General features: G+C 71.8%; 25 protein-coding genes. 10 read left to right on the forward strand and 15 right to left on the reverse strand.

What is annotated here, in order from left to right:
* Positions 1 to 50: 50 nt before the first annotated feature.
* Genes ABT369_RS20080 through crtI form a run of 3 tightly spaced genes read right to left on the reverse strand, consistent with a single transcriptional unit; the run spans position 51 to position 2,957 of the window.
* Positions 51 to 935, reverse strand: a complete 885-nt coding sequence (locus tag ABT369_RS20080) for a MerR family transcriptional regulator (protein ID WP_350613834.1) — start codon at positions 933 to 935, stop codon at positions 51 to 53.
* On the reverse strand, positions 932 to 1,459 hold the full coding sequence (idi, locus tag ABT369_RS20085; RefSeq protein WP_502891790.1) for an isopentenyl-diphosphate Delta-isomerase: 528 nt from the start codon (positions 1,457 to 1,459) through the stop codon (positions 932 to 934). The genes ABT369_RS20080 and idi overlap by 4 nt, the downstream gene beginning before the upstream one ends.
* Positions 1,460 to 1,463: 4 nt before the next feature.
* The gene (crtI, locus tag ABT369_RS20090; protein WP_350613835.1) at positions 1,464 to 2,957 is read right to left on the reverse strand and encodes a phytoene desaturase family protein; all 1,494 of its coding nucleotides are present in this window, start codon (positions 2,955 to 2,957) and stop codon (positions 1,464 to 1,466) included.
* A gap of 102 nt (positions 2,958 to 3,059) precedes the next feature.
* Between crtI and ABT369_RS20095 the strand changes: the two genes are divergently transcribed.
* Positions 3,060 to 4,022 carry a phytoene/squalene synthase family protein gene (locus tag ABT369_RS20095; RefSeq protein WP_350613837.1) on the forward strand — a complete coding sequence of 321 codons (963 nt, stop codon included), beginning with the start codon at positions 3,060 to 3,062 and terminating at the stop codon, positions 4,020 to 4,022.
* Positions 4,019 to 5,296, forward strand: coding sequence for a cryptochrome/photolyase family protein (locus ABT369_RS20100; RefSeq protein WP_350613839.1), 1,278 nt, complete (start codon positions 4,019 to 4,021; stop codon positions 5,294 to 5,296). Before ABT369_RS20095 ends, ABT369_RS20100 begins: the two co-directional genes overlap by 4 nt.
* Here the strand turns inward: ABT369_RS20100 and ABT369_RS20105 are convergent.
* Positions 5,263 to 5,559 carry a hypothetical protein gene (locus ABT369_RS20105; protein WP_350613840.1) on the reverse strand — a complete coding sequence of 99 codons (297 nt, stop codon included), beginning with the start codon at positions 5,557 to 5,559 and terminating at the stop codon, positions 5,263 to 5,265. The genes ABT369_RS20100 and ABT369_RS20105 overlap by 34 nt on opposite strands.
* Before the next feature lie 375 nt (positions 5,560 to 5,934).
* Between ABT369_RS20105 and ABT369_RS20110 the strand changes: the two genes are divergently transcribed.
* Complete coding sequence (locus ABT369_RS20110) at positions 5,935 to 7,359, forward strand: hypothetical protein (protein WP_350613842.1); 1,425 nt, start codon at positions 5,935 to 5,937, stop codon at positions 7,357 to 7,359.
* A 32-nt stretch (positions 7,360 to 7,391) separates the two neighbouring features.
* Here ABT369_RS20110 and ABT369_RS20115 read toward each other — a convergent pair whose 3' ends face one another.
* Entirely contained in the window at positions 7,392 to 7,634 is a 243-nt protein-coding gene (locus ABT369_RS20115; RefSeq protein WP_350613844.1) for a hypothetical protein, read from the reverse strand.
* Positions 7,635 to 7,721: 87 nt separating this feature from the next.
* Positions 7,722 to 9,074, reverse strand: a complete 1,353-nt coding sequence (locus ABT369_RS20120) for an ABC transporter substrate-binding protein (RefSeq protein ID WP_350613846.1) — start codon at positions 9,072 to 9,074, stop codon at positions 7,722 to 7,724.
* Positions 9,075 to 9,171: 97 nt separating this feature from the next.
* Between ABT369_RS20120 and ABT369_RS20125 the strand changes: the two genes are divergently transcribed.
* Complete coding sequence (locus tag ABT369_RS20125) at positions 9,172 to 9,597, forward strand: hotdog fold thioesterase (RefSeq protein ID WP_350613848.1); 426 nt, start codon at positions 9,172 to 9,174, stop codon at positions 9,595 to 9,597.
* Between the two features lie 69 nt (positions 9,598 to 9,666).
* A complete protein-coding gene (locus ABT369_RS20130; protein WP_350613849.1) occupies positions 9,667 to 10,059 on the forward strand; it encodes a hypothetical protein in 393 nt (130 codons plus the stop codon).
* 20 nt (positions 10,060 to 10,079) lie between these two features.
* On the opposite strand, the gene ABT369_RS20135 is transcribed toward ABT369_RS20130, so the two are convergent.
* Both ABT369_RS20135 and ABT369_RS20140 read right to left on the reverse strand, forming a co-directional pair.
* Entirely contained in the window at positions 10,080 to 11,291 is a 1,212-nt protein-coding gene (locus tag ABT369_RS20135; protein ID WP_350613851.1) for an ABC transporter substrate-binding protein, read from the reverse strand.
* A 212-nt stretch (positions 11,292 to 11,503) separates the two neighbouring features.
* The gene (locus tag ABT369_RS20140; protein ID WP_350613852.1) at positions 11,504 to 12,322 is read right to left on the reverse strand and encodes an alpha/beta hydrolase family protein; all 819 of its coding nucleotides are present in this window, start codon (positions 12,320 to 12,322) and stop codon (positions 11,504 to 11,506) included.
* Positions 12,323 to 12,417: 95 nt separating this feature from the next.
* On the opposite strand from ABT369_RS20140, the gene ABT369_RS20145 reads away from it, so the two are divergent.
* On the forward strand, positions 12,418 to 12,957 hold the full coding sequence (locus ABT369_RS20145) for a bacterial proteasome activator family protein (RefSeq protein ID WP_350613854.1): 540 nt from the start codon (positions 12,418 to 12,420) through the stop codon (positions 12,955 to 12,957).
* Between the two features lie 389 nt (positions 12,958 to 13,346).
* Here the strand turns inward: ABT369_RS20145 and ABT369_RS20150 are convergent, their stop codons facing one another.
* From ABT369_RS20150 to ABT369_RS20165, 4 genes are all read right to left on the reverse strand, one after another.
* Entirely contained in the window at positions 13,347 to 14,147 is an 801-nt protein-coding gene (locus ABT369_RS20150; protein WP_350613855.1) for an HAD family hydrolase, read from the reverse strand.
* Between the two features lie 70 nt (positions 14,148 to 14,217).
* Positions 14,218 to 15,036 (reverse strand): Cof-type HAD-IIB family hydrolase, encoded by an 819-nt coding sequence (locus tag ABT369_RS20155; RefSeq protein WP_350613856.1) that lies wholly within the window; start codon positions 15,034 to 15,036, stop codon positions 14,218 to 14,220.
* A gap of 158 nt (positions 15,037 to 15,194) precedes the next feature.
* Entirely contained in the window at positions 15,195 to 15,863 is a 669-nt protein-coding gene (locus tag ABT369_RS20160) for a hypothetical protein (RefSeq protein WP_350613858.1), read from the reverse strand.
* Positions 15,856 to 16,356, reverse strand: a complete 501-nt coding sequence (locus ABT369_RS20165) for a hypothetical protein (protein WP_350613859.1) — start codon at positions 16,354 to 16,356, stop codon at positions 15,856 to 15,858. Before ABT369_RS20165 ends, ABT369_RS20160 begins: the two co-directional genes overlap by 8 nt.
* Before the next feature lie 68 nt (positions 16,357 to 16,424).
* On the opposite strand from ABT369_RS20165, the gene ABT369_RS20170 reads away from it, so the two are divergent.
* From ABT369_RS20170 to ABT369_RS20185, 4 genes are all read left to right on the forward strand, one after another.
* Positions 16,425 to 16,850: an OsmC family protein gene (locus ABT369_RS20170; protein WP_350613861.1), complete on the forward strand. Its 426-nt coding sequence runs from the start codon at positions 16,425 to 16,427 to the stop codon at positions 16,848 to 16,850.
* A 59-nt stretch (positions 16,851 to 16,909) separates the two neighbouring features.
* Positions 16,910 to 17,257 (forward strand): metallopeptidase family protein, encoded by a 348-nt coding sequence (locus ABT369_RS20175; RefSeq protein ID WP_350614045.1) that lies wholly within the window; start codon positions 16,910 to 16,912, stop codon positions 17,255 to 17,257.
* 96 nt (positions 17,258 to 17,353) lie between these two features.
* Positions 17,354 to 18,079: an AIM24 family protein gene (locus tag ABT369_RS20180; RefSeq protein WP_350613863.1), complete on the forward strand. Its 726-nt coding sequence runs from the start codon at positions 17,354 to 17,356 to the stop codon at positions 18,077 to 18,079.
* Positions 18,080 to 18,204: 125 nt separating this feature from the next.
* The gene (locus ABT369_RS20185) at positions 18,205 to 18,861 is read left to right on the forward strand and encodes an AIM24 family protein (protein WP_350613864.1); all 657 of its coding nucleotides are present in this window, start codon (positions 18,205 to 18,207) and stop codon (positions 18,859 to 18,861) included.
* Positions 18,862 to 18,932: 71 nt separating this feature from the next.
* On the opposite strand, the gene pheA is transcribed toward ABT369_RS20185, so the two are convergent.
* The 3 genes from pheA to ABT369_RS20200 form a co-directional block, all read right to left on the reverse strand.
* Positions 18,933 to 19,877 (reverse strand): prephenate dehydratase, encoded by a 945-nt coding sequence (gene pheA, locus ABT369_RS20190; protein ID WP_350613866.1) that lies wholly within the window; start codon positions 19,875 to 19,877, stop codon positions 18,933 to 18,935.
* A gap of 111 nt (positions 19,878 to 19,988) precedes the next feature.
* On the reverse strand, positions 19,989 to 20,501 hold the full coding sequence (locus tag ABT369_RS20195; protein ID WP_350613868.1) for a hypothetical protein: 513 nt from the start codon (positions 20,499 to 20,501) through the stop codon (positions 19,989 to 19,991).
* 93 nt (positions 20,502 to 20,594) lie between these two features.
* Positions 20,595 to 20,987 carry an ACT domain-containing protein gene (locus ABT369_RS20200; protein WP_350613870.1) on the reverse strand — a complete coding sequence of 131 codons (393 nt, stop codon included), beginning with the start codon at positions 20,985 to 20,987 and terminating at the stop codon, positions 20,595 to 20,597.
* Between the last annotated feature and the right edge of the window lie 83 nt (positions 20,988 to 21,070).

A 21,070-nucleotide genomic window follows, 5' to 3' on the forward strand; every position in this document is an offset into this window, starting at 1 on the left:
CCCGCGTTCGGCCCATGGCACGAACCCGGGAGTGGTGGCACAAGGGACTTTTACGTGGATGAGCGGTCGAGTACCGACGTCAGCATCCCGAGGGCCTCGCCGAGGGTGTCCGGAAGGACGACTCCCTGTGGTACGGACGGTCGCGGCCAGCCGGGGCCGCCGGCGGCGAGCACCAGGGGGCGGGCGCGCTCGGCCAGGATCGCCTCGAGCTGCTTCGGCGAGCCGGTGGACTGCAGCTGCGACCAGACGAGCACGGCCGCGGGGCCGGTGCGGCGCACGGCGGCCAGCAGCGCCTCGGAGGGCACGCGGGCCCCGAGCGAGCGGGCCGGCACCCCCTCGGCCGCCAGGGCCGCCGCGACCGCCTCGATCGGCAGGCTGTGCTGCTCGTCGTCGGCACAGGCCAGAAGAATGTCGATCGGTACTCCCGAAGGCGGCCGCGGCACCGCCCCGAGCACGGCGGAGACGCACCCCGAGACCAGGTGCTCGACCTCGACCAGTTCGCCTGTCACGGCGTGGCGATCCCCGATCCCGCACAGCACGGGCCGCAGCACGCCGTCCCACGCCGCGACCACCCCGAGCTCGCGAACGGACTCGGCGACGCGCTGGCGCACGGCGGGCGCGTCGAGGCGCAGCGCCGCCCGGTTCAAGCCGCGCACCGCCGCGGCGAGACCCGGGATCGGGCCGCCGGCCGGCGACGGGCGCGCCGTCGGGCGCCGGGCCCAGCGCGCCGCCTCGGCCGGGGCGACGCCCTCGACGATCAGGCGCTGCATGAGCTCGAGGCGCTGGATGTCCTGCTCGGTGTACCGCCGATGATGCCCCGGCTCGTGCAGCGACGGGCCCATCCCGTACCGCTGGTGCCACGTGCGCAGGGTCGTCACCGCGACGCCGAGCCGCCGGGCCACGGCCCCGGCCGAGTAGGCGGCGGCGCCGTTCATCTCGCGGCCGACCGCCAGACGTCGAGGACTCCGGCGAGCCACGGCGAGTAGAAGTCCGGGAACCGGCTGATCCGCTCGGCGAGCTCGTCCGGCGCCACCCACTCGGTCTCGGCCACCTCGGCCGGGTCGGCGTGGACCGGGCCCTCGAACGGGCCGGTGAGCACGTGGTCGTACTCGAACTCGACGCGCCCGGAGTCGGGGTCGGCGGCCTGGTACACGTACACCCCGACCTCCCGCAGTGGCGCGGAGACGCCCAGCTCCTCGTCCAGCCGGCGCGCGGCCGCGGTGACGACGGACTCGCCGGGGCCCGGGTGCCCGCAGCACGAGTTGGCCCAGCGCAGCGCGAACCGGGTCTTCACCGCGGCGCGCTGCTGGAGCAGGACCCGGCCGTCGGGCGCGACGAGCAGCACGGAGAAGGCGCGGTGGAGCCGGCCGGGGGCCTGATGGGCGGCCTCGACGGTCGCGGTGCCCTCGGCGCGGCCGTCGGCGGCGACGAGTTCGACCAGTTGCTGTTCGCGTGACAAGACTTCAGGACTCCCCCGTGACACGGCTCGCTGCGAGGCGGCCGGAGATGAGCACCATGGGCACGCCGACGCCGGGCTGCGTGCCCGAGCCGACGAAGACCACATTGGACAGTGTGGGGTGGAGGTTGCCCGGCCGGAAGGGGCCGGTCTGGCGCAGGGTGTGGGCGGCGGCGAACGGGGTGCCGGCGGCCATGCCCTGCCCGGCCCAGTCGGCGGGCGTGATGAACCGGGAGACCTCGATGGCGTCGCCGAATCCGACGTACCCCCGCTGCTCCAGCGTCTCGATGAGCTCGCTGCGATAGATGCCCGAGAGCGCGCCCCGCCAGTCGAGCAGCGGGGCGGTCAGGTTCGGCGTCGGGGCGAGCACGTAGTAGGTCTGGCGCCCGTTCGGGGCGAGCGACGGGTCCGTGCGCGTCGGGTTGGTGACGAGCAGGGACGGGTCGCTCATCAGCCGGCCCTGGTCGATGACCTCGTCGAAGGTCTCGCGCCACGACCGTCCGAAGTGGATGTTGTGGTGCGCGATCGCGCCGTAGGCCTGGCGCGAGCCCACGTGGAGCACGACGCAGGACGGCGAGTACCGCAGCGGGCCCAGCAGCGGGCTGCGCCATCGCGCCGGGGGCAGCAGGTCGCGGTACGCCACCGGAAGGTCGGGATTGAGCACCACCACGTCGGCGGGGAAGCGGCGGCCGTCCGAAGTGGACACGCCGATCGCGCGTCCGTTCGCGGTCTCGACGCGGCTCACCTCCGCGCCGTAGACGATCTCGACGCCGTGCTTCTCCGCGACCCCGGCGAGCGCGCGGGACACGGCGTGGATGCCGCCCTGCGGGAAGTAGACCCCGGCGACGGAGTCGAGGTAGGCGATGACCGCGTAGAGCGCGAGGGCCTGGTGGGGCGCGACGCCCGCGTACATCGCCTGGAAGGAGAAGATGCGGCGGGTGCGCGGATCCTTGAAGTACGAGTCCACCTTGGACTGCAGCCGGCCGAACCCGCCGCGGCGGATCAGCCGCCACAGGTTGGCCGTGACCAGGTCCCGCGGGCGGTCGAGGTTGCGGTCGATGAAGTCGTGGCGCTCCAGCTCCCACAGCTCGCGGGCGTGGTCGACGAAGCGGAGGTAGCCGTCGGCCTCCCGCGATCCGCAGACCCGCGCGACCTCGCCGGCCATCCGGGCGGTGTCCGCGATGACGTCCAATGTGGACCCGTCGGGGAAGTGGGCGCGGTACGCCGGATCGAGCTTCGACATCGGCAGCCACGCCGCGAGGTCCTCGCCGACGGTGCCGAGCAGGTCGGCGAGCAGCTCCGGCATGGTGAGCACGGTCGGGCCGGTGTCGAACTCGTAGCCGTCCAGGACGAGCCGCCCGGCCCGGCCGCCGGGCTGGTCCTCGCGCTCCAGCAGGGTGACGGTGCGCCCGGCGGCCGCGAGACGGATCGCCGCGGCCAGGCCGCCGAGCCCGGCGCCGACGACCACGACCCGATCCGTTCGGCCGCCAACGGTTCGCATGTCGTCCCCCAAGTGCGTTTCGGGTGGCTGTGCCGTCCAGCGTAGCGTAGGCTCGGGATTGCGTCGATTGCTGCGTCGATTTGGCGCACACCTGGAGGAAGTATGGATGCGTCCCTGGCCGCCGCCTACGAGCGGTGCCGCGAGCTGCACCGCTTTCACGGTCGCACCTACTACCTCGCGACGCGACTGCTTCCGGGGTGGAAGCGGCGGCACGTCCACGCGCTCTACGGGTTCACCCGCTACGCGGACGAGATCGTCGACCGCTGCGAGGGCGGCACCCCGCAGGAGCGCGCCGCCGAGCTCGCCGCCTGGTCGGCCGAGTTCCTGCGCGGGCTGCGCGGCGGGCACACCGACGACCCGCTGCTGCCGGCGGTGCTGCACACGATCCAGGTGTTCGACATCGACCTCGAGGACTTCCGCAAGTTCCTCGACAGCATGGCGATGGACCTGACCGTCACCCAGTACGAGACGTATGACGACCTCCTCGGATACATGGAGGGCTCGGCGGCGGTGATCGGCACGATGATGCTGCCGATCCTCGAGTCGTCCGACCGCGCCGCCGCCCGCGAGCCGGCCCGGCAGCTCGGCCTGGCCTTCCAGCTCACGAACTTCATCCGGGACGTGGCCGAGGACCTCGAGCGCGGGCGCGTCTACCTGCCCCAGCGCGACCTCGCCGAGTTCGGCGTCACCCGCGCCGACCTCGAGGCCGCGCTCACCGCCAGGCGAAGTTCGGACAAGATCAAGAGCCTGATTCGGTACCAGCTGAGCCGCGCCCGTCACCATTACGCGCTCGCCGCCCCGGGGATCCCGATGCTGGCGCCCACGTCGCAGTCGTGCATGCGCGCGGCGTACCGGCTGTACGGCGGAATCCTGGACGAGGTCGAGGCGCAGGACGGCGACGTGTTCGCGCGCCGGGCCACGGTGCCGAAGTGGAAGCGGCTCGCGGTGGCGCTGTCGTGCGTCCTGGCGCGCCCGGGCGCCCCGATGCCGGCTCCGGCCCCCGCGGAGATTCCGCTGCAGCGGGACGGGGCGGCGTTGCTGGATCTGCGCGGTACGGCCGCATGAACACGTGCGTCGTGCTCTTCACGCGCGACCTGCGCGTGCACGACAACCCGGCGCTCGCCCAGTCCGTGCGCGCGTTCGAGGCGGTGGTGCCGCTGTTCGTGCACGATTCCTCCCTGGCCGCCGGCGCACCCCGCGCGCGGTTCCTGCGCGGGGCGCTCGACGACCTGCGGGGCGCGCTGCGGCAGCGCGGCGGCGACCTGGCCGAGCTGCGCGGCGACCCGGTGCGCGAGGCCGTCCGCGTGGCCAGATCGGCCGGCGCGTCGGCGATCGCGGTCGCGGGCGACGTGAGCGGGTATGCGCGCTCGCGCGAGCAGCGCCTGGCCGCGGCCTGCGAGTCGGAACGCCTCGCGTTCAGAACCTTCCCCGGCGTGACCATCCTGCCGCCGGGCGAGGTCCGGCCGGGCGGGGGCGGCTCGCATTACAAGGTGTTCACGCCCTACTACCGCGCGTGGACGGCGGCCTCGTGGCGGGCCCTGGAGACCACCCCGCTGCGCGTGGTGCTGCCCCCCGACCTGCCGAAGTCCTGGTTCAAGAGCACCACGGGCTCGGACGGCGAGACGGCGGCGCGCGAGCGGCTGACGTCGTGGCTCTCGCGGCTGGAGTCGTACGCGGAGATCCACGACGACCTCGCGGCGGACCGCACGTCGCGGCTGAGCCCGTACCTGCACTTCGGCTGCCTCTCCCCGCGCGAGGTCGCGGAGCGGACCCACGGCCGCGAGGGAGCCGAGCCGTTCGTGCGGCAACTGTGCTGGCGGGACTTCTACCACCAGGTGCTGCACTCCTTCCCGGACCTGCGGCACAAGGCGTACCGCGCCGGCGCCGACGACCGCTGGCGCGACGAGAAGGACGCGCTGCAGGCCTGGCGGGAGGGGCACACGGGGATCCCGGTCGTCGACGCGGGGATGCGGCAGCTGCTCGCCGAGGGCTGGATGCACAACCGCGCCCGGCTCATCACGGCGTCGTACCTCACCAAGCACCTGAACTGCGACTGGCGGGCCGGCGGCGACCACTTCTTCGACCTCCTCCTCGACGGCGACATCGCGAACAACTTCGGCAACTGGCAGTGGGTCGCCGGCACGGGCAACGACACGAAGCCGTACCGCCGCTTCAACCCGATCCGCCAGGCCGAGCGCTTCGACCCGGACGGCGACTACGTGCGGCGCTACGTGCCCGAGCTCGCCGGCATCCCCGGCAAGGCCGTGCACGAGCCCTGGAAGCTCCCGGCCTCGGCGCATCGCGGCTACCCTTCCCCGCTGACGCTGGACGCACACTGACGCGGGTTGACGAGCCACCCGCGTGAGTTGTGATCGGCGCGCGCCCATCGGCTCGCGCGCAGGTCGACGCCGGCCGCGCGCAACGTGGCGCCGGGAACGCGCGTGGGCAGCAGCCCGTAGGCGTTGAGCGTCCGGTCGGCCGCGCTGCGGAACACGCACGGGAACACGTCCCGGCACGCCGAGCAGCGCTCGCCCGTGAGGGTCGGAAGGTGATGCCTGACGACCTGCTGCGCCGCCCGGACACCGGCCGCGGAGTAGCCCATGGTGTTGAACCACCTCTCGTGCGCGCACGTAGGTTGCGGTAGGAGGGCGGGCGCCCGAGCGGCCAAGGGTCAGTTGGCCGATCCGGACGCCCGCCCGTTTTCACCCGGCCGCGCGGACCCCTTGTCAGCACGCGGCCGGGGAATCGAGCGCTGCGCCGCATCACCAGGAACACCGGCGATCTTCCAACATGCACATGCAGAATCGCAATGACGTGTGGCCATAATGTGAGGTGAGCTGGACTCGCATCACCCGTCCGGGTGACGCCGGGGCCCCAAGTGCGCGACGGTCGACGGCCGCCTGCGCACGCCGCGGGTCGACAATGCCTGGGCGGCTGGCGGAGGATGTGGTTCCGCTCCTCGACGTCGGTAGGTGCCGTGACGATCCCCGAACCGCTCGCTGCCCCTGTCCCGCGGCAGCGACCGTCGGAGGAGCAGGAGCGCACCCCCTCCGTCTACGGCGGCGGCGCCCCCAGCCCGTGGTACCCCCCGCTCCAGCTCCCGCCCCAACCGGCCCGCGGCTACCTCTGGCCCATTCTCTCCGCGTTCCTCGTCGCCGCCACGCTGATCGCGCTCGCCGGGGCCGGCGCCACGGCCTGGGCGCTGCGCGGGCACGGCAACGCGCCCACCGCGGCCACCTGGGTCGGCGTCGACCCGGGCGCGATCGACGCGCTGCTGCGGCGGCGGGCCGAGGCCGTGCGCAAGCAGGACCAGTCCGAGTGGATGGCCGACGTCGACCAGACCGACGCGGGATTCGCGCAGCGGCAGCGGCAGGAGTTCGAGAACCTCACCAAGCTGTCGTTCGCCGAGCTCGGGTTCGAGCGAGCCGGTCAGCCGGCCGTGAAGATGGCGGCCTTCCTGCCGCCGGCGCTGCTCGAGCGGTACCACGCCGCCGTGAAGGTCGTGCCCGTCACCGTCCGGCATCGGATCGAGGGGGTCGACAGCAAGCCCGTGGCCACGCCCTGGCTGGCCGTGTTCGGGTACGCCGGGGGCCGGTGGCTCGTCGTCGGCGACGGGGTCGGCAAGGATCTGCCCACGGGCGAGGCCGGGCAGCCCTGGGACGCGTCCGGGCCGATCACCGTCGTGCGCAGCCAGCGGGTCGTGGCCGTGCTCTCGGCGGACAACGGCGGCGCCGGGCAGGGGCTGCTCGACCTCGCCGAGAACGCGCTGCAGCGGGTGGCCGTGGTGCGGCCGGGCGGGTGGGACGGGAAGGTGCTCATCACCGCCGTCGGGGACCGGAAGATCTTCGACACGTACTTCGCCGAGTCCCAGGACCGCATCGGGCAGGTCGCCGCCATCGCGGTGCCGTACTACTCGACCGTCGCGGAGTGGACGAACCGGCCGGCCTACGCCACCACGCGCATCGTGTTCAACCCGAGCGAGCTCACCGCGGCCAAGGCCGAGCTCCAGCACGATCTGACCCACGAGTTCACGCACGCGGCCATGGGGCCGGTCACCGGGCCCTACACGCCGCGCTGGGTGGTGGAGGGCTTCGCGGAGTACGTCGCCTACAAGGACGGGCGGTTCAGCGCGTCGGGCATCCGGCAGGCGCTCGGCGGCCTCGCGATCACGACGTTCCCGGACGACAAGCAGTTCTACGACGAGCCGCGCAACTACGTCAGCGGGTGGCTCGCGTGCCGGATGATCGCCGACAAGTACGGCCAGGACAAGCTCATCGCCTTCTACGAGGGCTTCCAGGGCATGTCCGAGGTCGAGTCGGTGGCCCGCTCGGTGCTCGGCGTCGGCCGGGTGCAGCTCGAGCAGCAGTGGCGCGACTACGTGGAACAGCAGCGGCGCGGGTGAACCGGTCACCCGCGCCGCTCCGCACAGAAGAACTAGGCCGGGGGCAGGCCGCCGTCGCCGTCGACGACCTCGTCCGGCGTGCCGTCCTGGTCGAGGTCGCTCATCGTGATGTCGACCTTGCCGTCGCCGTTGGTGTCGAACTGGAACAGGTCCGCCTTGCCGTCCCCGTCGGTGTCGATTGCCCACAGGTCGGGCTTGCCGTCGTTGTTCGTGTCGCCGACGAGAAGCTCCACGCGCTCATCGCCACGGGTCTCGACGGTCTCGTTGTCGGTCATCTGGTGGGTCCTCTCACCTGACAAAGGGGCAATCCGGTTCACCGTAGGCCTTGCGGCACCGACGCGCGAGCCCAGAACGTGACACCGTCAGGCCTTGACGCCCGAGGTCACCAGCGACTTGATGGCCATCGCGGACTCGTCGAAGCCGACCACGAGGATGCCGGTGGCGCCGAAGCTCTTGATCTCCCCGGCGATCGGGTCGAAGAGCTTCGGACCTTCCGATTTGTCGTACTTGTCCTTCGCCTCGTACTTCTTGACGAGAATGTTCTCGGGCCGGATGCCGGCGGACTGCAGGTCGGCCTTCACGCCCTCGGCCAGGCCGCTGCCGTAGTTGTCGTCGCGCGCGATGATCGCGACCTTGGTGTGCCCGTCGCGCATGATGATGTCCGCGACGGCCTTGGCCTGCAGGGTGTCCGGCGGCGAGGTGCGGAAGAAGAAGCCCTTGTCGTCGACCTTGGTGAGCGCGTCCGACGTCGCCGACGGCGAGATCATCACCCGGCCCGCCAGCGCGACCTGCGGGATCACGGCCGCGCTGACGCCCGAGGCGCCCGCGCCGATGATCACCGCGACGCCCTGGGCGATGAACTGCGCGGCGGTCGCCTTGGCGATCTCCGGGTTGGTGCCGTCGTCGCCCTCCACGACCTGCACCTGCTGCCCGAGCACGCCGCCGGCCTCGTTGATCTCCTTGATGGCGAGCTTGGCCGCGGCGAACATCGGCGGGCCCTGGAACGCGAGCGCGCCCGTCTTCGGCAGCAGCAGGCCGTACTTCAGCGCCGGCTTCTGCCCCTTCCCGCCCGCCGTGGACGAGGGAGCCGGTGGCGCGGTCTTGTCCTCGCTGGCCTGATCGCCCGCGCCGACGAACTCGGTCTTGGCGTCGTCGATCTTGTTGCTGGTGCCGAAGTTGAGCACGCCGTACATCGCCGCCGACGGCTCCCCGACGCTCGTGAAGCCGCTGCTGCGCATGGAGACGCCGCGGTACTTGAAGTCCTTGCCCGACTTCGCGGCGGCCAGGCACGCGGCCACCCCGTCGCAGGTGTTCTCGCCCGTGGTGACGCCGATGATCTGCTTGGCGATGACGGCCGGGTCGGCCGACTTGCCGGTCTCGGCGGCCAGGGCGGCGATGACCACGGCGTCGTAGGACTCGCCCGCGTAGTTGAAGTCGGTCAGCGTCGAATCGATCGCCTTGACGCGGCGCTTGAAGTCCTCGCTGAGCGGCGTGAGCGGAGTTGTTCCTTTCATGCCGTTCAGGACCGCCGGGGAGTCCTTGAGCGCGTCTCCGAACGAGTTGGCCATGTTGCCGTCGGTGCCGTACAGCCGGATGTCGGCCGCGGCAACGGCGTCGTCGTCACTCTTCGTGCCGGAGGCGCAGCCGGATGCGGCGAGCAGCACTCCTATCGCCGTGATCGCTCCCACGATGGCGGTGGCCGACCGTGCGCGCATTGGCGTCTCCTCCCCAAAGGCCTCCCCAAAGATGCCGTGCGCACCTTAGCGCGGGCAACCCCCGGGTTTCAGCGGGGGCGCGGGTACGCTCCCGGGTATGGCTGATCAAGAATCCGTGACCACGAGCGAGACGCCGGGCGGCCTTTCGATGGAGGGTCATCTGCCCGAGCGGATGGGGATCGTGATTCTGGAGGCGTCGCCCGAGCGGGTCGTGGCGACCATGCCGGTCGACGGCAATACTCAGCCGTACGGCCTGCTCCACGGTGGCGCCTCGGTCGTCCTTGCCGAGACGCTCGGCTCGATCGGGGCCGCCATGCACGCGGGCCGCCTCTACAACGGGGTCGCGGTCGGCATCGAGGTGAACGCGACCCACCACAAGTCCGCCAAGCGCGGGCTGGTGACCGGCGTGGCCACGCCGCTGCGGCTCGGAGGCCTGATTGCCAGCTACGAGATCGTCGTGACGGACGAGGACGGCGAGCGCATCTGCACCGCGCGGCTGACCTGCGCGCTGCGGCGGGGATGAGCCCGGGGTCACCCCGCGAATCCCTCCAGGTGCACGCAGGGGCTTGACGGCGCGACATACGGTTGCGGCGTGGATGACCCGGGAGACGAGACGTATCAGGACGCCGCACAGGTCCTGGCCTCAGCACTCGCGGGCGACGAGGACGCGGTGACCAACACCTTCGACTCGGTGGTGGACCGGCGCGGCATGAGCGCCGCGTACGACGTCGCGTGGCGCCTGGCCGGCGAGATGGTGGGCGACAACCTGGCGCGCGGCCCGTGGCGGCTGGACTTCCCGGACATCGACGATGCTAACTACGACAAGCGCTGGGTGGCGCGGTTCGTGAGTGCGTACGTCAACGAGGACGCCCCGAGCGCCACGGCCCTGTTCACCGTGGCGCTGGTCGACGGCAAGCTGCCGGAGTGCCTGCTGACGCTGGCCGGCTCGGCCGTGGCCACCCTGAAGCGGCGCGGCGCGGCCTGACGGTTGTGCTCGAACCGTGCTCAGCCGCGGGTCGAGAGCTCCGCGGTCAGCACGTTGGAGAGCACGGCGCCGTCGTTGCGGACCTGCCGCAGGTACCACCGCTGCAGCGGCGTGCGGGTCTGCGTGAACTGCCACCCGCCACGGGGGCTGTCGATCTGGCCCAGGCGCCCGATGGCCGCGTTGAGCTGGAACGAGTCGAGGTTCTTGGTCGCGTCCGTGATCGCCTTGTCCAGCACGGCGGCCGCGTCGAAGGACGACATCGCGAACGTCGAGGGCACCGAGCCGAACGCCTTCTGATAGTCGGCGATGAACCGGCGGTTGGCCACGTTGTCCAGGTCCGGCGAGTAGTTGAGCGCCGTGTAGATGTCGCGCGCGGCGTCGCCCTGCTGCTTGAGCACGTAGCCCTCGGTCAGGCTGCCGGTGCCGAGGAGCTTGAAGTCGGCGGGGAAGTGCATGTTGCGGTACTGCTTCACGAACTCGATCGCCGCGGCGCCGTTGAACAGCGCGTACATGCCCTTCGCGCCGGACGTCTTGACGGCGTTCAGCATCGCGGTGAAGTCCTTGGTGCCGTAGGCGACCGTGCGCGCCTGCCCCGCGATCTGACCGCCGACGCTCTTGTACGTCTCGACGAAGCTGGCCACGTCCTCGTCGCTGCCGGCGGGGTCGGTCTGCCCGCAGATGGCGAGGCCGCCGTCGACGTTGCCCGCGGCCCACCGCGCGATCGCGGTGCCGGGCTCGTCCGACACGAAGGACGTGCGCCAGATGTACTTCGGGCCGAGCGTCTGCAGCGCCTTCGGCGACGCGTTCGACCCGATGAGCGGGATCTTCGCGTTCTCGATGTCCTCGCGCATCGCGAGCATCGCGGCCGGGTTGGCCACGCCGGTGATCGCGAGGACCTTCTCGTCCTTGATGAGCTTGTTCGCGGCGGCCTTGCCACTGTCGGCCGTCTCGCCCTCGTCCGCCTTCACGAGCGTGACCTGACGGCCGCCGAGCTTGCCCTCGTGCTGCTGGAGATAGAGGCTGAAGCCGTTGTCGAGCTCGTTGCCGAAGTCCTTGAACACACCGGTCTGCGGGACGATCATGCCGATCTTGATCGGCGGGCCGCTCGGCACGGCGGTGCTGTCGGTCGAGTCGTCGGAGCTGCTGCAGGCGGACAGGAGCGGCGCGGCCATGCCCGCCGCACCCGCGGCCGCGAACAGCCGGAGCGCCTGGCGGCGGTTCAGGTGGGACACGTGCTTTTCCTCCCCGGGACCCCGCGCTACGCGGGCGTCGACTGGCCCGCGCTCCTCGCGAGCCACGAGCCTACAACCCACGGTGCGTTCTACCGCCATCGCGCCGGACAGTCAATCGCCGTGCGCCGCCCCGCCCCTGGTCAGGGCCGCTGCTTCGCCGCCGGTGTCCTGTTTGCGTCGCCGTCGCCGGCCGCGTCCCTGGTCAGCGCCGGTCAGTCGCCGCCGTTGGACTCGCCCCTGGTCAGTGTGCCGAAGGCGGCCAGAACCGCGGGCCAGGCCCCGGACCGGGGATCGATGACGCCGAAGTGCTCCACGCCGGCCAGCTCGACGAGGGTGGCGTCGTCGCCGGCCCGGCGCGCAGACCGGCAGTAGTCGCGCGACAACTCCACGGGCACGATCTCGTCGAGCGTGCCGTGCACGACCACGGTGCGCACGCCCGAGGGCAGGTTGCGCATCGGATCCGCCGACCGGTACGCCTCCGGCACCGCGTCGGGCGCCCCGCCCAGCAGGTCGGCCACGGCCCCGGAGTCGAGATCGAGCTCGTACGCGCGGGTAAGGTCGGCCACCGGCGCCAGCGCCACGACTCCGCCGACGGCGTCGGGGGCGACGGAGGCGTACCACAGCGCGAGGTGCCCGCCCGCCGAGTGACCCGCGAGGATCGGCCGGTCGACCGACACGGGCAGCAGGCCCCGGTGCGCGACCTCCTTCGCCAGCTGGTCCGGCACCGCCACCGCCGCCGCGGCCACGTCGGAGAACGTGCCGGGCCATCCCCCGCCGGGCTGACCGATGCGCCGGAACTCGATCGTCGCGACGGCATAGCCGCGGGCGGCGAGGTCGGCGGCGAGCGGCCCGGCGTGCGCGCGATCCCACTCGTGACGCCAGAACCCACCGTGTACGAACAGGACGAGGGGCGCATCCGGCACGGCCGGCAGGCGCACATCCGCGACATGATCCGGGTGCTCGCCGTAGCGCAACGTGAAGTCCGGCGCCGGGGCGGGGCGGCTCAGCACGTCCCGGGGATCGCTCGTCACCGGGAGACGTTATCGCGTCACGAAGGGTGGCAACAGTGGCCGGATCGGCACCCCTTCTTGGTTGCCCCCGGAGGGCGTGGGTAAGACTTGGAGCCATGGCAGAAGAGGCGCAGGACGAGTCGCGAACCGTGCTCGTCGTCGGCCCGGACGGGCGGCCGCTGGGCACGATGTCCACCGGCGACGACGACAACGCGGAAGACCCGAGCAAGCTGATCGAGCAGCCGGCCAAGGTGATGCGCATCGGCAGCATGATCAAGCAGCTGCTCGAGGAGGTCCGCGCCGCCCCGCTGGACGAGGCCGGCCGCCAGCGACTCAAGGAGATCCACCGCCGCTCGATCACCGAGCTCGAGGACGGCCTGGCCACCGAGCTGCGCGAGGAGCTGGAGCGGCTCTCCCTGCCCTTCGACGACGACACGACCCCGAGCGAGGCCGAGCTGCGCATCGCCCAGGCCCAGCTCGTCGGCTGGCTGGAGGGGCTCTTCCACGGCATTCAGGCCGCGCTGGTCGCCCAGCAGATGGCGGCCCGGGTCCAGCTCGAGCAGATGCGGGGCCGTCCCGCCCTTCCCGGGGCACCGGGCGTCCCGCCCGGCCAGCCGGGCAGCCCTTCGCCGTCGGGGACCGGGCAGTATCTCTGATACGGCTCTTCGCGGGCCCGACCGACATCCGGTCGGGCCCGCTTTTCGCTGCTCGGGCGGTTGGCGCGATATGTCGGGCGCTTCGCGCCCCGACATATCGGACTTATCGCCTGACGGGGTATGCGCGTCATAGGCCCGAATTCACGGCGCGCGGCGCACTGGTTGAGCAGATCGGGGAGCCGGCGTCGTGGCCGCGCGAAGGCCGCCGGAGGGCAGCTGAGAGAGCGGCCGGCGGATTTGGTCGGGGCGCCGGTGGGGCTTGAAGATGCGCATCCGCGGCGGTCGGAAGCCGCGAGTGCTGAGCCCGCCGGCGAGCAAGGAGCACAACGCCGGCCCGCCGCCGCGCTCCGCGCGAGACTCCCGGAGTGCGGGGCTCCCGGAGCGCGGTTTCAGAAGCTGAAGACGCGCTCGAGGTATTCGGCGACGCCGTCGTCCTCGTTGCTGTGCTTCGTCACGTCCGAGGCCGCCGCCCGCACCATCGGGTGGCCGTTCGCCATCGCCACGCCGCGGCCGGCCCACGTCAGCATCGGCAGGTCGTTGGGCATGTCGCCGAACGCGATCACGTCCGCCGCCTCCACCGAGTGCGTCCGGGCCACCAGCGCGAGCGCCGAGGCCTTCGTCACCCCCGCGGCCGACACCTCCACCATCCCGCTCGACGACGAGTTCGTCGCCTCCGCGAGGCCGGCCAGGCATGCGCCGACCCGGGCCGTGAACTCGTCGGGCGACTGCACCCCGGCGCGGACCAGCAGCTTCGCGGCCGGGCGGGTCAGCAGCTCCTCGGGGGTGCACGGCCCGACGGACTCGTGATCGGCCTCCCACGGGCCGACCGGGAAGCCGGGCTCGTGGCGCATCTGCCGGCCCCCGTCGCGCTCGACGGCGAAGACCACCCCGGGCACCTCGGCCCGCAGCCGCGCGCAGGCCTCGGCCAGGACGTCGGCCTCGAGCGGCTCGCTGTGCACGATGGTGTCGGTGGCCGGGTCGTAGGTCGCGGCGCCGTTGGCGCAGATGGCGAGGGCGGGGACGCCCAGCTGGGAGTACACAGGGAAGATCCAGCGGATCGGGCGACCCGTCACGAGGACGATCGCGACGCCGGAGTCGTGCAGGCGCCGGAAGACCGCGACCGTGCGCGGGCTCACCGTGCGGTCGTGGCGAACCAGCGTTCCGTCGAGATCCGTCGCGACCAGTCTCACGAGTTCAACATAGCGTCGCGACCGGGCGCGACGCCGTCCGCGGTGAGCGTCGTCTCGTCGGCGGCCCGTCTCACAGCTTCAACATGGCGTCGAGATACTTCGCCACGCCGTCCTCGTCGTTGGTGAGCGTGGTCTCGTCGGCGATCGCGCGCAGCTGGGGGTGGGCGTTGCCGACGGCGACCCGGCCGAACCCGGCCCACCGGAACATCGGGATGTCGTTGGGCATGTCGCCGAAGACCAGCACGTCGCCGGGGTCGATGCCGAGCGCGGCGGCCACGATCATGAGCCCGGTGGCCTTGTCGACGCCGGGCGGGCAGATCTCGATGTACCCGAGGCCGGCCTGCGTCACCGTGGCCATGTCGGGCGGGATGAGCCGCTGCGCGGTGGCGAGCAGGTCGTCGACGTCGCACGCGGGGTGGCGCGCGAAGCCCTTGATCACCGGGCCGGTCAGGCACTCGGCGCGCACCCGGGCCTCGACGGCGTCGTAGCGCCAGTTCGGGTCGGTGTCGCCCCACAGCGGAGCCTCGTGGTGGTCGCCGGCCTCGACGAGCACCGACAGCGTGCCGAGCTCCCGCTCGAGGCGGCCCAGCACGTCGGCGAGCACCTCGCCGTCGAGCCGCTCGTCGCGCAGGATGACCGGGTGCTCGGGGTCGCGCATGTCCAGCACCCGGCTCCCGCCGCCCATGACCAGGAAGTCCGCGGCCGGGATGTCGTGGCGCACGAGCTCGGTGAGCCGGGGGCCGCGGCCCGTCGCGCCGACCACGTGGATGCCGGCCGCTCTGGCTCGCTCGAGGACCTCGCGCGTGTATGGGCTGACCGTCTCGTCGCTGCGCACCAGGGTGCCATCGAGGTCGGTCGCGATCAGCTTGGGAAGGCTCGAACCGCGCATTGTTGCTGCTCCTTCCGCTTGAGCGGGGCAGCAACCGTACCTCTCGGATCCCGACCGGTGACAGGCTGCGAATAAAACTCGACCGAACGTTTACTGGAACGTCGTCGGTACGGGGGTCACCGTGAGCCCTGCCCGACCGACACCGCGAGACCGAACGCTCACTGGAACGTCGTCGGCACGGACGTCACCGTCAGCTCCAGCGGCTCGCCGCTCCGAGGCTCGTCGGCACCGCGGCGGGACCCCAGCGACACCGGCCGCACCGCGAGCACGAGCGCCGCGGCGAGCAGGACGAGGGCGGCGAAGGCCAGCGGGTACCCCGGCCCGGTCTTCGTCTGCGGGTTGGCCACGAGCAGGAACGAGAAGTCGGAGTTGCCCATGTGGTCGATGACCGTCTTGAACCCGACCAGCACCAGCAGGTTCGCGGCGAGCAGACCGCCGGCGACCGCGGCCGCCACCCGGCGCACCCCGGCGCCGCGCACCGCCAGGACCACGGCCAGCGCGGTCAGGGCGCCGGCGAGCGTGAGGAGGTAGACGGTGACGTGGGCGGCGCTGAGGTACGTCAGCGGCACGTCGACCGACCGCCGCACCGTCGAGTCCGGCGCGAGCACGAACTCCTCGTCCGTCGTGCCCGACCGGGAGCCGAGCGAGAACGACCCCCAGGGCATGTACTGCGCCGAGATCGCCAGCCCGAACCCGACCGCGAGCAGCCCGAGCGCGAACACGTTCGGCCGGCGCCGCTCCTCGACGGGTGCCGCGGCGATCGCCCTCGGCGGGTCCGCGGGCACGGGCGCGAGGATCTCCGGCATGGAGCTGGGCTGCTCAGGCATGCCCCGCATCGTAAGGGCCGGAGGTGTCCGACGGCAGCCTCGACAGGGCGCCGGCCCGGCCGATGGCGATCAATCCGCAGGCCAGGCCCATGAGCGGCAGCGACACGAGCCCGAGCCAGCCGCCCGCCGCCACGGCCGTGTCCGTCACCCGGCCCACCGCGGGCGCCTTGCCGTCGAAGGTGGTGATGAGGCCCACGACCACGAACGCGGTCACCAGCGACAGGATCGGGCCGGCCACCCCGGCGAGCTTGCGTCCCCGGTCGACGCCCATGGCAGCGGTACCGACCAGCGCGAACAATGAACCGAGGAACAACACGTACCAAAGACCGTGCGGCAGGTTCAGGACCGTGACGCTCTCCACGCGCGACTCCGCACGCCGCCCGGAGCCGGTCACGACCAGCTGCCGCATCCACGGCACGAAGATGGACGCGCCCCCGCCGACCAGGCCGAACAGCGCCATCACCCCGCCGATCCGCACCAGTTTGCGTCCCATCGACTTTACCCCCATCCGTCTGCCGGGCTCGTCCCACGAGGGACACGGGATGGGCTAGCGTCTGGTTCATGCCTACTCGCACTTCATCTGCTCGCTGGGAGGGAGACCTCCGGTCCGGCTCCGGCACGGTCTCCACCGGTTCGGGCACCTTCCAGGGCAACTACTCGTTCCCGTCCCGTTTCGAAGAGGGCAAGGGCACCAACCCCGAGGAGCTCGTGGCGGCCGCGCACGCCGCGTGCTACTCGATGGCGCTGTCCAACGGCCTCGCCAAGGCTGGTTTCACGCCGACGTCGGTCGAGACGTCCGCGGCGGTGCAGTTCGGTGCGGTCGAGGGCGGCTTCGCCATCACCCGGATCGACCTGACCACCCGCGGCGACGTGCCCGGCATCGACGCCGCCGAGTTCGAGAAGCAGGCCCAGGACGCCAAGGCCGGCTGCCCGATCTCCAAGGCCCTCGCGGCCGTCGAGATCACGCTCGACGCTCAGCTTGTCTGAGCCTTTGCGCAAACGTTCTTGAGAGGGTCCCCGTTTTCGGGGACCCTCTTCGCATGCCGGTGCAGATGAGCAAGGAGCGCTTCGAGGAACTCGTCGGGGAGGCCCTCGACGAGGTGCCCGAGGAGCTGCTCGATCTCATGGACAACGTGGTGATCCTGGTCGTCGACGACGCGCCCCCGGAGGATCCGGACCTGCTGGGGCTCTACGAGGGGCACGCGCTGACCGAGCGCGGGTGGGACTACGCCGGCGTTCTGCCGGACCGGATCTCGATTTTCCGCAAACCGATCCTCGCCATCTGTGACGATGAGGATGACGTGGTGGACGAGGTCGCGATCACCGTGGTGCACGAGATCGCGCACCACTTCGGCATCTCCGACGAGCGGCTGCACGCCCTGGGCTGGGACTGATAACCGACGGAACACCCGGCCTCGATGGCCCCGTTTGCGTCAACCATCTACCGTCACTGTGCGGTTCAAAGTACGTCTCCGAGAGGACTACTCACGATGCGCAGTGCGCTGTTCGCCGCCGAAAACATGGAGAAGGAGTCGCAGCAGCCCGGCCTGCGGCTGCAGAACTCCAAGCTGCTCAAGGCCGAGCTCAACGGCGAAATCATGGCCCGCCAGGGGGCGATGGTCGCCTACCAGGGGCAGGTCCAGTTCAAGGCGCTCGGCTCGGGCGGCATGGGCAAGTGGCTCAAGTCCAAGCTGACCGGCGAGGGCGTGCCGCTGATGTCGGTCTCGGGCCGCGGGGACGTCTTCTTCGCCGATCGGGCGGCGGACGTACACCTCATCGACCTCGACCAGGGCGACGCGATCTCGATCAACGGGGCGAACGTGCTCGCCTTCGAGAGCTCGCTGCAGTACGACATCAAGATGGTCCAGGGCATGGGCATGATGTCCTCGGCCGGCCTCTTCAACTGCGTCTTCACCGGCCGCGGCCGGCTCGCGATCACGACCAAGGGCACGCCGGTCGTGCTCACCGTGGACCAGCCCACCTACGTCGACCCGCAGGCCGCGATCTGCTGGTCGGCGAGCCTGCAGACCGGCTACCACCGCGCCGACCAGATCGGGCTCGGCACCCTGATCGGCCGCTCCACCGGTGAGGCCTTCACGATGAGCTTCGCCGGCCAGGGTTTTGTGGTCGTGCAGCCCTCCGAGGAGCCCCCGCCCGGTGCCGGCCAGCAACAGCAGCAGCAGGGCGGCGTTCTGGGCGGCCTGCTCGGCAGCTGACACCAGCTCGATAACGGCCCCGAGACCAGCAGGTCGCGGGGCCGTTGTCGTTCGCTACGCTGCCCGTCGTGCGAGGTGACATCTTCAAGGCCGAGAACATGGCCCAAGCCCCTACCCAGGCAGGCATGAGTCTGCAGCACTCCAAGTGCGTCAAGTACGCCGTCAACGGCGAGGTCCTGGCCCGCCAGGGCGCGATGATCGCGTTCCGCGGCAACCTCGGCTTCGAGGTCAAGAGCCAGGGCGTCGGCAACTTCCTCAAGCGCGCGGTCACCGGCGAGGGCGTATCCCTCATGGCGGTGCGCGGCCAGGGCGAGGTCTGGTTCGCCTCCGGGGCGGCCGACTGCTTCATCCTGGACATCGAGCCCAACGACGCCCTGTCGATCAACGGCCGCAACGTGCTGTGCTTCGACCCGTCGCTGCGCTACGACATCCAGATGGTCCGCGGCGCCGGGATGTTCGGCGGCGGCCTCTTCAACTGCGTCTTCACCGGCCAGGGCCGGCTCGCCATCGTCTCCGAGGGCGCGCCGCTCGTGATCCCGGTGACCCCGCAGGCGCCGGTCTGCGTCGACACCGACGCGGTCGTGGGCTGGTCGAGCAGCCTGCAGACCACCATCCAGAAGAACCAGAGCCTCAAGTCGATGCTGCGCGGCGGCTCCGGCGAGCTCTTCCAGCTGGCGCTGCAGGGCCAGGGCTTCGTGATCGTGCAGCCCAGCGAGGGCAAGCCGGCCCCGGCCCAGTCCAGCAGCGGCGGCGGCCTGCTGGGCAACGTCCTCGGCGGCTGACCCCCCGCAACGCGACAGCACCTCGCGCGGCGCCGCGTCCCTGAGGGACGCGGCGCCACCGCGCGAGGGGGCTAGGAAGTCTCGCCGAGCCGGACCCGCGACAGCCAGGAGGCGGCGTCGGCGAAGTCGGCGTCGGACAGCCCCGCGGCCGGCCGGGGCGGCGGGTCGCTGTGCGGGGCCCGCGCATACGAGCCCAGGAAGCGCACGTCGGCGCAGATCCGCCGCAGCGCCTGCAACGCCTCCCCCATCTGCAGATCCGCGACGTGCCCGCCGCAGTCGAGGAAGAAGACGTACCGCCCCAGCCGCTCCCCCGTCGGGCGCGACTCGATCCGGGAGAGGTTGATGCCCCGGACCGACAGCTCGGTGAGCACCTGCAGCAGCGCCCCGACGCGGTCGTGGGCGATGTAGACCGCGAGCGTCGTGAGATCGTCCCCGGTCGGCGGGGGCGGCGGCCCGGGCCGGGACACGAGCGCGAAGCGCGTCATCGCGTCCGGGTTGTCGGCGATGTCCGTGGCCAGGATGTGCAGCCGGTAGCGCTCGGCCCCGATCTGCGCACAGACGGCCGCGTCGAACTCGCCCTCGGCCGCGCCGATCGCCGCCGTCGCGTTGGACAGCACGTCGACCACGGTCGCGTTGGGCGTGTGCGCGCGCAGCCAGTCGCGGCACTGCGTCCCGGCCTGCGGGTGCGCCGCGACCGAGCGGATCTCGACCAGCGGGCGGGCCTCCCGGGCCGCGAGCACGAACTGCACCGGCAGGACCACCTCGCGGGTGATCACCAGCGGCTCCCCGGCGGCCAGCTCGTCGAGCGTCACGCCGACCTGGCCGCCGATCGAGTTCTCCAGCGGCACGAGCGCCGCGTCGGCGTCGCCGCTGCGCAGCGCGTCGAGGCACTCGGGGACGCTGCGGGCGGGGCTCAGCACGCCGCGCTCGGCGGCCGGAATGGTCTTGAGCGCCTGCTCGGAGAAGGTGCCCTCCGGACCCAGGAACACGAACCGCGTCGGCGGTACACCAGGCATACGACCAGCCTAGTTAATGCCGGTCAGTTGCAGTCGACCGCATCGAGGAATGCGACGGGCGCCGTCGCGCGCACCTCGACCCTGCACGGGCCGGTGCCGACGGCGAGCGAGTCAGTTGCAGTCGACCGCATCGAGGAATGCGATGGGGGCCGTCGCGCGCACCTCGACCGTGCACGGGTCGGTGCCGACGGTCACGACGGTGAGCGAGCTCGGGCTGCCCTTCGTGATCACCCGCAAGGGCTCGCTGTCGGTGACGCTCAGGATGGTAAACTGCCACACCCCCGCACACACCGGCTCCGTCTGCACCTTCACGGCGCCGCCGGAGGGCAGGTTCGGCCGCGCCTTGCGCACCGCCGCGAGGACCTGGGCCCCGCTCGGCCTGCCGTTGCAGTAGCTCACCTGCGTCTCCGGGAACCCGGTCGGGCTCGGGCTCGAGTTCGGCGACGTGAGGGGGTCGGCCGGCGCCGTGGTGGTCTCGGGGGTCGGCGGCAGCACCGGGACGAGCGGCTGCTGGCTGAGCAGACTCGGCTTGACGGTGGGCGCGGCCGGGGGCTCCTCGTGCCGGCAACCGGCCAACAGGCATCCAAGGCCGACGATCGCCAGCAAGGCCGCCGGGGTTCGCATGCGCCCATCGTAGGAGGGCCCGCGCGGGGCCGGAAGGAGCGGGCCCCGGTCAGGTTCGATCTTCGCGAGGCATCAACGAATCTGACTGGATGCTCAGGTGGTCACGCGGTGCCCGGCCGCGCCCAGGGCGGCCAGCGCCTCGTTCAGCCGCACGGCCGGGACCAGCAGATAGTCGGTGTCGAAGGTCGAGAAGGCGAAGATGTTCACCCGCGCGTCCGCCAGTGGCGAGATGATCGACGCGAGGATGCCCGTCAATGCCAGCTGCACCGGTCCGGCCACCCGGAGGCAGCGCCACGGCGTCTCGACGGTCGCGCCCGGGGGCACCCGGTCGGCCGGGCAGAGGATCGACACCTCCTCCGGGGTCCACGTCACCGAGAGGACGGCATCGCCGGACATCGCGGCCTCGGCGAACCCGGCGGGCATGGCGGATCCGGCCGGCAGACGGCAGATCGCGTAGTCGCCCGGAAGGAGCGCAAGGTCCAGCATGACAAGAGATTACGGTCTGAACGCGCTCCGTGGCGGCGTGCGTGACGACAGTAACTCCGTATTGACGACTCCTCGCCGCAACC

This window comes from Dactylosporangium sp. NPDC000244 (genome assembly GCF_040300725.1).
Taxonomy (GTDB): Bacteria; Actinomycetota; Actinomycetes; order Mycobacteriales; family Micromonosporaceae; genus Dactylosporangium.

Bases quoted from the DNA above. Each gene is read 5' to 3' on its own strand.
- ABT369_RS20200 (WP_350613870.1), bottom strand. From the start codon at position 20,987: ATGCTGGACCTTGCGCTCCTTCCGGGCGACTACGCGATCTGCCGTCTG.
- ABT369_RS20145 (WP_350613854.1), top strand. From the start codon at position 12,418: ATGGCAGAAGAGGCGCAGGACGAGTCGCGAACCGTGCTCGTCGTCGGC.
- ABT369_RS20185 (WP_350613864.1), top strand. From the start codon at position 18,205: ATGAGTCTGCAGCACTCCAAGTGCGTCAAGTACGCCGTCAACGGCGAG.
- ABT369_RS20120 (WP_350613846.1), bottom strand. From the start codon at position 9,074: ATGCGCGCACGGTCGGCCACCGCCATCGTGGGAGCGATCACGGCGATA.
- ABT369_RS20155 (WP_350613856.1), bottom strand. From the start codon at position 15,036: ATGCGCGGTTCGAGCCTTCCCAAGCTGATCGCGACCGACCTCGATGGC.
- pheA (WP_350613866.1), bottom strand. From the start codon at position 19,877: ATGCCTGGTGTACCGCCGACGCGGTTCGTGTTCCTGGGTCCGGAGGGC.
- crtI (WP_350613835.1), bottom strand. From the start codon at position 2,957: ATGCGAACCGTTGGCGGCCGAACGGATCGGGTCGTGGTCGTCGGCGCC.
- ABT369_RS20160 (WP_350613858.1), bottom strand. From the start codon at position 15,863: ATGCCTGAGCAGCCCAGCTCCATGCCGGAGATCCTCGCGCCCGTGCCC.
- ABT369_RS20100 (WP_350613839.1), top strand. From the start codon at position 4,019: ATGAACACGTGCGTCGTGCTCTTCACGCGCGACCTGCGCGTGCACGAC.
- ABT369_RS20105 (WP_350613840.1), bottom strand. From the start codon at position 5,559: ATGGGCTACTCCGCGGCCGGTGTCCGGGCGGCGCAGCAGGTCGTCAGG.
- ABT369_RS20170 (WP_350613861.1), top strand. From the start codon at position 16,425: ATGCCTACTCGCACTTCATCTGCTCGCTGGGAGGGAGACCTCCGGTCC.
- ABT369_RS20115 (WP_350613844.1), bottom strand. From the start codon at position 7,634: ATGACCGACAACGAGACCGTCGAGACCCGTGGCGATGAGCGCGTGGAG.
- ABT369_RS20125 (WP_350613848.1), top strand. From the start codon at position 9,172: ATGGCTGATCAAGAATCCGTGACCACGAGCGAGACGCCGGGCGGCCTT.
- ABT369_RS20080 (WP_350613834.1), bottom strand. From the start codon at position 935: ATGAACGGCGCCGCCGCCTACTCGGCCGGGGCCGTGGCCCGGCGGCTC.
- ABT369_RS20095 (WP_350613837.1), top strand. From the start codon at position 3,060: ATGGATGCGTCCCTGGCCGCCGCCTACGAGCGGTGCCGCGAGCTGCAC.
- ABT369_RS20180 (WP_350613863.1), top strand. From the start codon at position 17,354: ATGCGCAGTGCGCTGTTCGCCGCCGAAAACATGGAGAAGGAGTCGCAG.
- ABT369_RS20165 (WP_350613859.1), bottom strand. From the start codon at position 16,356: ATGGGACGCAAACTGGTGCGGATCGGCGGGGTGATGGCGCTGTTCGGC.
- ABT369_RS20195 (WP_350613868.1), bottom strand. From the start codon at position 20,501: ATGCGAACCCCGGCGGCCTTGCTGGCGATCGTCGGCCTTGGATGCCTG.